This is a genomic window from Humibacter sp. (assembly GCF_035547335.1).
Classification (GTDB): Bacteria; Actinomycetota; Actinomycetes; order Actinomycetales; family Microbacteriaceae; genus Humibacter.
Genome location: NZ_DASZVF010000022.1, coordinates 1 through 11,279 on the forward strand (window position 1 = coordinate 1; position 11,279 = coordinate 11,279).

General features: G+C 70.5%; 7 protein-coding genes. 6 read left to right on the forward strand and 1 reads right to left on the reverse strand.

The window, feature by feature from the left end; genetic code table 11:
• The first annotated feature begins 291 nt into the window (after positions 1-291).
• The 5 genes from VHB92_RS06070 (at position 292) to VHB92_RS06090 (ending at position 6,937) form a co-directional block, all read left to right on the forward strand.
• Positions 292-1,929 carry an ABC transporter substrate-binding protein gene (locus VHB92_RS06070; RefSeq protein WP_325452442.1) on the forward strand — a complete coding sequence of 546 codons (1,638 nt, stop codon included), beginning with the start codon at positions 292-294 and terminating at the stop codon, positions 1,927-1,929.
• Entirely contained in the window at positions 1,907-2,956 is a 1,050-nt protein-coding gene (locus tag VHB92_RS06075) for an ABC transporter permease (RefSeq protein ID WP_325452443.1), read from the forward strand. Before VHB92_RS06070 ends, VHB92_RS06075 begins: the two co-directional genes overlap by 23 nt.
• Complete coding sequence (locus tag VHB92_RS06080) at positions 2,953-3,816, forward strand: ABC transporter permease (protein ID WP_325452445.1); 864 nt, start codon at positions 2,953-2,955, stop codon at positions 3,814-3,816. Before VHB92_RS06075 ends, VHB92_RS06080 begins: the two co-directional genes overlap by 4 nt.
• Before the next feature lie 104 nt (positions 3,817-3,920).
• On the forward strand, positions 3,921-5,540 hold the full coding sequence (locus VHB92_RS06085; RefSeq protein WP_414653071.1) for a dipeptide ABC transporter ATP-binding protein: 1,620 nt from the start codon (positions 3,921-3,923) through the stop codon (positions 5,538-5,540).
• Positions 5,537-6,937: an NtaA/DmoA family FMN-dependent monooxygenase gene (locus VHB92_RS06090; RefSeq protein ID WP_325452449.1), complete on the forward strand. Its 1,401-nt coding sequence runs from the start codon at positions 5,537-5,539 to the stop codon at positions 6,935-6,937. Before VHB92_RS06085 ends, VHB92_RS06090 begins: the two co-directional genes overlap by 4 nt.
• A 4-nt stretch (positions 6,938-6,941) precedes the next feature.
• On the opposite strand, the gene VHB92_RS06095 is transcribed toward VHB92_RS06090, so the two are convergent.
• Complete coding sequence (locus VHB92_RS06095) at positions 6,942-10,289, reverse strand: ATP-binding protein (protein WP_325452450.1); 3,348 nt, start codon at positions 10,287-10,289, stop codon at positions 6,942-6,944.
• 156 nt (positions 10,290-10,445) lie between these two features.
• On the opposite strand from VHB92_RS06095, the gene VHB92_RS06100 reads away from it, so the two are divergent.
• Positions 10,446-11,279: RecQ family DEAD/DEAH box helicase (locus VHB92_RS06100; RefSeq protein ID WP_325452453.1), on the forward strand; the 834-nt coding region annotated here is incomplete at its 3' end.

Sequence of the window (11,279 nt, forward strand, 5' to 3'; positions counted from 1 at the left end):
GCGGTGGAGCTCGCCGTCGTGGATCCGGCTCGCGACAGCGCACCCTGAGCCGCCCGGGTCCGGCCGGGTCCGGCCCGGCTCCGACCGGGCCCTGGCGATGCGGTCCCGCGGCGGTGTCCCATAGCGCTTTCCGCGCGATCGCGCACCGTCTCATGTCCTCGCATGACGGCGATTGACGGCATGTGACGAAGTCGGTCGTTGTCTTTCGGCGGCGCTTGTCGGGCGAGCCCGTCACGACGAAAACTGTGCGGCATCCCCTCCATCTCTGCCACGACCGTCAGGAGTCGCCGCATGCGCGCCCGTGTTCTCCGCTCCACCCTCGTCGCAACACTCTCCATCGCAGCGCTGGCACTCTCCGGATGCGCCGCCGCGGACAGCACGTCGGCCGGGTCCGGCCAGCGTGTCGAGGGCGGAACCATCGTCTACGCCCACCAGCAGGAGCCGGCCTGCGTCTTCGGCGGCTGGATCGAGCAGGCGTACCTCTCGTACCAGGTGCTCGACAGCCTCACCTCGCTGGACGCGCACGGCAAGGCCGTGCCGTGGCTCGCCACGTCGTGGAAGCAGTCGCCCGACGGGCTCACCTGGACGTTCGACCTGAAGAAGGGCGTGAAGTTCACGGACGGCACGCCGCTGACCGCAGCCGCCGTCGCGTACAACTTCGACTACTGGGTGAAGGGCGGCAACAGCACGGCCAGCGTCTGGCTCGACGGGTACTACAAGTCGGCGCAGGCGGTGGATGACCACACCCTGCAGATCAACCTGCTCAAGCCGTATCCGCGCCTGGCCGACAACCTCTCGCAGGGCTACTTCGGCATCCAGTCCGAGCACGCGCTCACCACGCGCAGCAAGGCGCAGAACTGCGAGGCGCCCATCGGAACCGGCGCGTTCATCGTGCAGAAGTGGAACCGAGGCCAGGACATCGTGCTGGTGCGCAACAAGAACTACACGTCGCCGCCCGCCAACGCCAGGCACAAGGGCCCCGCGTACGTCGACAAGATCGACTGGAAGTTCGTTGCCGACCCCACGACGCGCGTCGCCGCGCTTCAGGGCGGGCAGGCGGATGCCATCTACGACGTTCCCGCCGTGCAGTGGAGCACGCTGAAGGCCGCAGGGTACGACCTCGAGAAGTACGTCACGCCCGGCCGGCCCCAGCAGCTGTCGTTCAACACGGCGAAGGGCCCGTTCACCGACGAGCTCGTGCGGCAGGCGTTCGCGTACTCGCTGAACCGCAAGCAGATCGTCGACACCATCGGGCACGGCGTGATCCCGTACGAGGGGAACGGGTCGGTCAGCCAGGCCACGCCCGGCTACAGCACGAAGGCCGCCGACTGGTACGGTTACGACCCGAAGAAGGCCGATAGCCTGCTCGACCAGGCCGGCTGGTCGCAGAAGAACTCCCAGGGCGTGCGCGAGAAGAACGGCCAGACCCTCACGGTGACGCTCCCGTACGGAGCCGGGTCCATCATCAACGCCGACGGCGCCGCCATCCTGCAGGGCATCAAGGAGCAGGCATCCAAGGTGGGCTTCGACGTGAAGCTCGTACCCGTGCCGCAGAGCGAGTTCTTCTCCGGAAAATACTCCACCCCGGACTCCTACGACATCAGCGCCGGGTACTGGACGGCGGTGACGGCCGGCATCCTCTACATCAACTGGCGGCCGTCCACGACAGACGACCCCAACTACGCGAACAGCGCCTTCTACAACGACGACACGCTGGCCCAGTTCATCCTCGACGGCAACTCGGCTCAGGATGTCGCGACGCAGAACGCCGACTACCAGAAGGCCCAGGACTACATCGCCCAGCACGCGCTGTCGATCGGAGTGTACGACCGGCTGAGCACGCTCGCCGTCTCGCCGAAGCTCAAGGGCGTCTGGCAGGAGCACGCACAGGGAGGACCGACGTTCTATGACGCTTACTTCGTCGGCTGAGCCGCCTCGCATCGAGCCGGATATCCGGCAGCAGCAGGACGGCCAGGGCCCCATCGCGGAGCGCGCGGTGCGACCTCGTCGTGCCAGGCGGACGGCGCTCGTGATCCTGCGCAAGATCGGCGCGGCGGTCGTGGTGCTCTGGGGTGCAGCGACCATCGCGTTCTTCGCCCAGCTGGCGCTGCCCGGCGATCGTGCCACGACCATCCTCAACATCAGGGCGGGCCAGGCGCAGCAGCGCACCCCGCACGAGCTCGCGCAGATCAACGCCCAGTTCGGCCTGCAGAAGCCGGTGATCGTGCAGTACCTCGACTACCTGGGCGGCCTGGTGCGCGGCGACTTCGGCACCTCCTACCAGCAGTACCGGCCGGTCACCTCGATCATCGGAGAACAGCTCGGCTCCACCGTCGCGCTGTCGCTGACGGCGATCGTGCTGGCCTGGGTGCTCATGGTGGTCTGGGTCACGCTCACCGCCGGTCGCGGGCGCGGGGTCTCCGAGCTCGGCAGCACGGTGGATGTCGTCACGGCCGGCCTGCCCGCGTACTGGCTCGGCATCATCCTGCTGCTCGTCTTCGGCCTGGGCCTCAGATGGTTCCCGATCATCAGCGGCACGTCTCCGCAGGGCATCGTGCTGCCGGCGCTCACACTGGCCATACCTCTCGCCGGGTTCATGTCGCAGAGCACGAGGCTGGAGTTCGAACGCTCGCTCGACCAGCCGTTCGTGCTGTCCGCACGCATGCGCGGCATGGGGGAGTGGGGCATTCGCCTGCGCCACGTGCTGCGGCACGCCGTCATCCCCGCCGTGACGCTGTCCGGCTGGGCGCTCGGCGCCACGCTCTCCGGCGCCGTGATCGTGGAGTCGATCTTCTCCCGCCCCGGAATCGGATCCGTGCTGGTCACGGCCGTCAACGAACAGGACCTGCCCGTCGTGACGGGCATCGTCACGCTCGTCGCCGTCGTCTACGTGCTCGCCAACCTCCTGGTCGATGTGGTCTACACGCTCGTCGACCCCCGACTGGAGCTGTCATGACCGCCATCGACGCCCGTGCCTCCGGCTCCGACCTGCGCCAGGCGCTCGCCAGGCTGAGCAGGCTGCCGTGGGGCCTCTACCTCGCCATCGCGTTCGCCGTTCTGCTGCTCGTCGCTGTCGTCGCACCCGAGCTGCTCACTGTGCACTCGCCGACCGCCGTCGACTACTCGGCCGCGCTGAAGCCGCCGTCGTTCGCGCATCCGTTCGGCACCGACGAGTCGGGGCGCGGTCTCTATACGCGCGTCGTCTGGGGCGCGCGCGACTCGCTCACGATCGGCGTGGGCGCAGCACTGCTCGGGGTCGCGGCGGCACTCCTGCTGGGCTCCGTCGCCGCGCTCGCGGTGAAGCCCGCTGCTCTCGTCGCCGACCGGTTCATCGAGATCCTGTTCACGTTCCCGTCTCTCCTGCTCGCGCTGCTGCTCATCGCGATCATGGGCCCGAGCGCAGGCACCGAGGTGCTGGCGGTGGGCATCGGCACGGCGCCCGGATACGCCAGGATGATCCGCGGCCAGATCCTCGGCGCGAAGAACGCTGGCTACGTCGAGGCGGCCACCGCGCTCGGGCATTCCAGGTGGCGCATTGTGCGGGCCCACATCCTCCCGAACGCGCTGCGGCCGCTCGTGGCGGTGTTCGCCCTCTCCATCGGCCAGTCGATCGTGTGGGCGTCGAGCCTGTCGTTCCTCGGCCTGGGCGTCGCGCCTCCCGCGTCGGAGTGGGGCGCGCTGCTGGACGCCGGTCGCGAGTACCTCGTGCAGGCGCCCTGGCTCGTCGTCATCCCTGGCCTCGTGATCGTGGCCGTCGCGCTGTCGGCGACGACGATCGGCAGGCACATCCAGTCCAGGCTCGAGAAGGGGGAGTGAGCGTGAGCATCGCAGAAGACGTCGACGACGCGCCGGCGCGGGACGCAGGCGACCAGACGCAGGTCGGGGCCGACCGCCTCGACCGGTCCGGCGCCCGGCTGTCGGTGCGCAACCTGAGCACGGCGTTCCGCGTGGGCGACGGAATCCGGCGCATCGTGTCGGGCGTCAGCTTCGACCTGCTGCCCGGCGAGTGCGTGGCGATCGTCGGCGAGTCCGGCTCGGGCAAGAGCGTCACCGCTCGGTCGCTCGTCGGGCTCGCCGGCCGCAACGGGATCGTCGAGGCGGAAGCGCTCGAGATCCACCACGAGAACGCGCTCGCGTTCACGTCGCGCACCTGGCGGCGCATCCGTGGGCGTGACATCGGCTTCGTGCTGCAGGATGCGCTCGTCTCGCTCGACCCTCTTCGGCCGGTCGGCAAGGAGATCGTCGAGGCGCTCCGCCTGCACCGCTGGGGCGACCGGGCCTCCCGGCAGCAGCGCGTGCAGCACCTGCTGGAACGTGTCGGCGTGCCGTACCCGGCGGTCCGGGCCAGGCAGCGGCCGGATCAGCTGTCCGGGGGACTGCGTCAGCGCGCCCTGATCGCGTCCGCGATCGCGCTCGACCCCGACATCGTGATCGCCGACGAGCCGACGACGGCGCTGGATGTGACGGTGCAGGCGCAGGTGCTCGAGCAGCTGAGGCAGATGAAGCAGCGCGGGGCATCCGTGCTGCTGATCAGCCACGACCTCGCCGTCGTGGCGCAGCTGGCCGACCACATCGTCGTCATGCAGGGCGGCCGGGTCGTCGAGCAGGGACCCGCCGCCCAGGTGCTCGGCGACCCTGAAGAGGACTACACGCGCGCGCTCATCGCAGCCGTGCCGAGCGAGGAGACCCGTGGCAAACCGCTCAGCCCTGGCGGCGCGGCGCTCCTCGCCGGAGCGCCGGAGCGCGACGAGGACCCGCAGACCGTCGTGCTGCAGGCGGACGGCCTGACCAAGCGATTCCGCACGAGGGACGGCTCCGTCACGACGGCCGTCGACGACGTCTCGTTCGCTCTGCACCGCGGCGAGACGCTCGGCATCGTGGGCGAGTCCGGCTCGGGCAAGAGCACGACGGGCCGCATCGCGCTCGCACTGGAGCGCCCGGATGCCGGCACAGTGACCCTGCTCGGCCGCCAGTGGACCCAGGTTCGGGAGCGCCGCCGCAGGGCGGTGCGCTCGCGCATCGCGGTGGTGTCGCAGGATCCGCTGTCCAGCTTCGACCCACGGTGGACGGTCGAGCGCATCCTGGTCGATGCTCTGCCGAGGCGCGCGTTCGCGTCCGGGCAGCGCTCCGGGCGCATCCGCGAGCTGCTGGATCAGGTCGGGCTCGAGCACGAGGTGCTTCGCCGGTTCCCGCTCCGGCTCTCCGGCGGCCAGCGGCAGCGCGTCGCGATCGCGAGAGCCCTCGCGCAGTCGCCGGAGATCATCGTGCTCGACGAGGCGGTATCCGCGCTCGACGTGACCATCCAGGCCCAGATCCTCGACCTGCTGACGGCGCTGCAGCGCCGCCTCGGGCTCTCCTACCTGTTCATCTCGCACGACCTGGGCGTCATCGCCCATCTCAGCCACCGCGTGCTCGTCATGAAAGACGGCAGAGTAGTGGAAGTCGGAACACCCGAACAGCTGTTCTCGGCTCCGGCCCACGATTACACCAGGCGGCTCATCGCCTCGATTCCCGCCTTCGATCCAGAAAGCACCGCATGACCGACAAGAAGCAGCTCTTCGTCAACCTGTTCGAGATGGCGTGCGTGAGCCACATCACGCACGGGCTCTGGACGCTCCCTGGCAACAACCGGGAGCGTTTCGCAGACCTCGACTACTGGCTCGAGCTCGCCCAGCTGCTCGAGCACGGCGGCTTCGACGGCATCTTCCTCGCCGACGTGATCGGTCACTACGACGTGTTCCGCGGCGGCCCAGAGACGGCGCTTCGCGAGGGACTGCAGTCCCCGACGCTCGACCCGCTGCTTCTCGTTCCCGCCATGGCCGCCGTCACCGACCGGCTCGGCTTCGGGGTCACGTTCTCCACCACGTACGAGCCGCCGTTCGCGTTCGCCAGGCGCATGTCGACGCTCGACCACCTGACGAAGGGTCGCGTCGGCTGGAACATCGTCACGTCGTACCTGCCGAACGCCGCGCGCAACTTCGGCCTCGACGGGGAGATCCCGCACGACGACCGGTACCGGTTCGCCGACGAGTACCTCGACGTGTTGTACAAGCTGTGGGAGGGGTCGTGGGACGACGACGCCGTGGTCGCCGATCGTGAGGCCAGGGTGTTCACCGACCCGTCCAAGGTGCGCTACATCGACCACGTGGGCGAGCGCCACCGCGTCGCAGGGCCGCACCTCGTGCATCCCTCAGCGCAGCGCACGCCTGTGCTGTTCCAGGCGACGGGCTCACCGGCCGGCATGCAGTTCGCCGGCAAGCACGCCGAGGTGGTCTTCACGGGCGGCCGCACGAGCGAGGACTTCCGGCGCGCGGCCTCCGGCATGCGGGATGCCGCGGTGCAACAGGGGCGCGAAGCCGACGACGTGAAGTTCATCGCCATGGCGGGCGTCATCGTGGGCCGCACGCAGGAGGAGGCCGAGGACAAGTGGCGCCTCTACCGGGCCAACGCGAGCCTCGACGGCATCCTCGCCCACAGCAGCCTGCCCGTCGACCTCACCGCCTTCCCTCGCGACATCACGGTGGCGGACGCGCTCGAGCGCGCCGAGGTTCCTGCGGCGCGCGTGCCGTTCCTGCCGTTGAACAAGACGGTGGGGGAGGCGCTCGACTTCATCGCAGGCAGCCGCAACGACAGGTTCCTCGCGGTCGGCGACGTTTCCACCGTGGCCGACACCATCGAGCGCTGGCTCGACGAGGACGGCCTGGACGGCATCAACCTGCGCCAGTACCACTCGTTCGACACGGCGCGCGACTTCGCCGACCTCGTCATCCCTGAGCTGCGCAGGCGCGGCAGGATGCCCGCGGAGGGCGAGCGCGCCGGCACGCTCCGCGAGCGGTTGTTCGGACCTGGCAGGGCGCGCCTGCCCGAGAACCACTACGGCACCCGCTACCGCGGGGGCGCGAACCTGCACCCCGAGACGCAAGCGCAAGCGAGCTGACGGACTAGACGAAGAGAGGCCGGAGCGAGCGCACCACGTCGCTGAGCCGCGCGGGGCGCTCGCCCAAGGCCAGGGCGTCGACCCGTGCGAGCGCGGCGTCGACGTCGAGCTCCGGATGCCGGGCGCGCACGTCGTCCAGCGCGCGCTCGGGATCCAGAGACGGGAAGTCGCGGCGGGCGCGAAGGCCCCTCGCCAGCGCGAGGAGCTCCAGTCCCGCCTCGTGCTGTCCGGCGATCGTGAACCGGGTCGTTGCGGTCGCGCCGGCGCCGCTCTCGCGCGACGCGTCCGGCGTCTCCCGACCGGGTGCGAGCAGCCAGACGCCCAGGCCGACGGCGGCGACTCCCGTGATGGGGTGATCGATCATGCCCGCCCGCACGCGGTCGTCGCGCAGGATGCGGCTGCGCACGCGCTGCGCCGTGCTGTGCACGCGCGGATCGTTCGCGTGGCCGGCGCGCACGGCGGCCACGAGCAGACCAGCTGCTGCGCCGTAGTACCACGGAGCGAAGCCGCGTGGCGGGTCGCCCCAGCTGTCCGCTGCGGTCGCATAGAGACGCTCGGCCTCGGCGAGGTCTCCCTCGGCGGCGGCCACCTCGGCGAGGCCGGCGTAGCCGACGGCCTTCAGGTCGTTCCAGTCGAAGCTGTCGGCGTCGCCCTGCAGTGCCGTGAGCTGTTCGAACGCGGCACGCGCCGGCTCCAGCCTGCCGAGCGCCAGCTCGCTGGCGGCCTCGAGCCAGTCCAGCTGCCGCAGATCCTCGCCGGCGTTCAGCTGCTCCAGGCGCGCCCTGGCCCGTGCCGCCCAGATCAGCACCTCGGCCGCGTCGCCTCGCTCACTGTGCAGCTGCGCGAGATTGTGCGCCGCCATGCCGAGCGTCCAGGTGTCCTGCGCAAGCTCCGCCTTCGCGTACGCCTGCTCGCTGGTGGCGAGCCCCTCGTCGAGCCGGCCCGAGTTCTCCGCCAGCTGCGCCGCGATGAGCAGCCCCATCGACGACACGGCCGGGTCGTCGCTCGCCCGCATGCTCTCGATCGCGGCGCCCGCGGCGGCGAAGTCCGGCATGACGAGCAGCAGGCTGATCATCCCTTCCAGCTGCGGAGACGACGCGGGTCCCTTCGCGTGCAGCATGCGCAGACGGGAGACGGCGCGCAGACCCTGCCTGGCGTTCGTGATGAGAGACGTCGCGCCGATCAGGGCGAGCGTGACCATGGCGGAGTCTCGATGCTCGTCGTCGGGGTCGTAGCCGCGCATCGTCTCCAGCACGGCGGCAGCGAGACCGAGCACCTCCGAATGCGCGCCGCGCAGCGTCCAGTGCATGCCGAGCGCGGCATACACCGCGCTCGCGGTGCCAGCGTCGCCGACGGCGGTGGCGTCGCGCAGCGCGGCCACGAGGTCGTCCTGCTCCTCGGCCACGCGCCGGAACGTGTCGACCTGGTCTGCGCCGTACGTGGTCTCGAGCGCTGCGAAGGCGAACGCCTCCGCCCACCTGCGGATGCCGGCAGCCACGTCGTCGCGTTCGCCCGCCTCGCGCAGCCGCTGGTCTCCGAACTCGCGCACCGTCTCCAGCATGCGGTAGCGCAGCCTGCCGGTGAGCCGGCTCTCGGCAGCCGACAGCAGCGACTGGTTGACGAGACCCTCGAGGTCCTCCTCGACGTCCGTGTCCGGTCCGCAGACGACGAGAGCCGCGTCTGCCGCGAACCCGTCGACGAAGAGCGAGAGCCGGCGCAGCGTGCGCTGCTCGGAGGTGCGCAGCAGGTTCCAGCTCCAGTCGATCACCGCCAGCAGCGTTCGGTGTCGTTCCGGTGCCGCGCGGTCTCCTCCGCGCAGCAGGGCGAACCGGTTTCCGATGCGGCGTTCGATCTCCTCGACCGACATCGACCGCACTCGCGCGGCCGCCAGCTCGATCGCGAGGGGGAGGCCGTCCAGCTTCTCGCAGAGTCGCTCGATGGCGTCGACGGGCAGCACGACGGACGGGCGAGCGGCACGTGCACGCTCCATGAACAGCGTGACGGCGGGTCCTGCGCTCTCGCCGTTCGCAGACGTCGCAGGCAGCGGCTCGAGCTGGTAGACCTGCTCGGCCGCGATCATCAGCGGCGCTCGACTCGTGGCGAGCACACGCACGGAGCGGGTCGAGGCGACGATATCGGCGATCCACTCTGCGGCGGCGTCGATCAGGTGCTCGCAGTTGTCCATCACGAGCAGCGTCGGCTGCTCGTTCAACGCGCCGAGGATGCGCGCGCGCACGTCCACCCGGACGGTCGGGTCGCTCAGCGAGAGGCGCGTGCCGGTGTACTCCCTGATGCCGAGGGTGGAGGCCAGCGCGAGCGGAACGTCATCCCCCGTGCGCACGCTCGCCAACTCGACGACGACGACGCCGGGCATCCGCTCCGCCGCCCTCGCTGCGAGAGCCTGCGCGAGGCGCGTCTTGCCCAGGCCGCCGGCGCCGAGGATGGTGGTGAGCCGGGCGGACTCCATGATCGTCTCCACGGCGGCGATGTCGCCGTCGCGCCCGACGAGCTCGTTCGGCGCGGCACGGATGCCGATCCTCAGCGAGCGCGGCGGCTCCGGGCTCTGCTGCGGCGCGCGCAGGAGCTGCGCATTGAACGCGACGAGATCCGCGGAGGGATCGGTGCCCAGTTCGTTGCGCATCCGCTCACGGAACTCCGCGAACTCGCGGAGCACATCGTTGGGGCGTCCCCCCGCGGCGATGGCGCGAAGGCGCAGCAGGGCGACGTCCTCGTCGAGCGGCGCCGCCTCGGCCAGCGGAGCCAGCTCGGCGAGAGCGCCCGCGATGTCGTGCAGCTCGAGACGGGCGCGCGAGCGCAGCACAAGGAGGTCCCTGCGCACCCGGGCGGCTGACGAAGCGAGACGCTCCGCGAGGTCGGTCTCGCCCAGGTCGGCGCCCGGTTCGCCTCGCCAGAGCTCCAGCGCCGCTGATGCCTCGGCCAGCGCCCGCGTCCAGTCGCCGCGATCGACCGCGGCGCGAGCAGCATCGCGTGCCCGGGCGGCAGCGCCGAGATCGGTGTCGTCCCCGCGGTCGCCATCGGCGCCGCCGCCGGACGACCGACCGAGCGCGTAGCCGCCCGGCGTGGAGACGATGAGCCCGTCGGCCGCGACGGAGCGCACGCGGGAGACGAGCGTCTGCAGGGCGGCCTTCTCGTTGCGCGGCGGAGTGTCGCCCCACAGATCGTCGACGATGCCCCGCACCGAGAGCGGGCTCCTGGCCAGGGCCAGCGCGACCACGAGCGCCTTGGCCGTCGCGCCGCCGGGTTCCACGGCGCCGCCGGATGGCGACTCGACGACCACGGGGCCGAGCAGGCAGACACGGCAGGTCGTCGTGCGCATGCTCGCCTGGCTCACCGGGCCCAGTCTAGTGAGCGGCAGGGGCGCATCCTCTGTCCCATCGGATCGCTCGACGACGAGCTCGCGTGCCGTCGGAACTATGCTGGCGCAACTATGCCGTCGGAACCGCGGAGGGGGTTGCCAGAGCACCCCGTCTCGATGGTGGATAGACGGGTGACGCAAGCGAGACGAACCGCCGAGGCGGTACAGGTGGCCGAGGACGTGTTCGGATGGCGCCAGTTGCGTCCCGGACAGCGACGGGCGATGCAGGCGGTGATCGACGGGCGTGACGCGCTGGCACTGATGCCCACCGGGTATGGCAAGTCGGCCATCTACCAGGTGGCGGGCGCGGTGCTGGGCGGCGTGACGATCGTCGTGTCGCCGTTGATCGCGCTCCAGGCAGACCAGATCGACGGCATGAACGAGCACGCCAGGGCGCCGAAGGCTTTCGCGCTCAACTCCGCGCAGGGCGTGCGCCGCAACCGGGCGGCCATGGAAGCGCTCGAATCGGGTGAGCCGCTCTATCTGCTGCTCGCGCCGGAACAGCTCGCCAACGACGAGAACCTGGAGCGGATAGCGCGTGCCGACATCCGGCTGTTCGTCGTCGACGAGGCGCATTGCGTCTCCAGATGGGGCCACGACTTCCGGCCCGACTATCTGCGGCTCGGCGAGTTCGCCGAGAAGCTCGGACGCCCGCCCCTCCTGGCGATGACGGCGACGGCGGCGCCGCCGGTGCGAGACGACATCGTGGAGCGTCTGGGCATGGTCGATCCGGTGACGGTCTTCGAGGGCTTCGACCGCCCGAACCTGTTCCTCGAGGTCGTGCGGCACGAGCGCAAGAAGGACAAGGCGGCAGCCGTCGTCGAACAGGTGAAAGACCTCGAGAAGCCGGGCCTGCTGTACGTCGCCACGCGCAAGTCCACGGAGAGATACCGGGACGCGCTGCAGGAGGCGCGCATCCGTGCCGACCGGTATCACGGTGCGATGCCCGCGCGGGAACGTGAGACG

What these genes read in the sequence shown, in the direction of transcription:
- VHB92_RS06080 (WP_325452445.1), top strand. Translation starts at nt 2,953, where the DNA reads ATGACCGCCATCGACGCCCGTGCCTCCGGCTCCGACCTGCGCCAGGCG.
- VHB92_RS06090 (WP_325452449.1), top strand. Translation starts at nt 5,537, where the DNA reads ATGACCGACAAGAAGCAGCTCTTCGTCAACCTGTTCGAGATGGCGTGC.
- VHB92_RS06075 (WP_325452443.1), top strand. Translation starts at nt 1,907, where the DNA reads ATGACGCTTACTTCGTCGGCTGAGCCGCCTCGCATCGAGCCGGATATC.
- VHB92_RS06070 (WP_325452442.1), top strand. Translation starts at nt 292, where the DNA reads ATGCGCGCCCGTGTTCTCCGCTCCACCCTCGTCGCAACACTCTCCATC.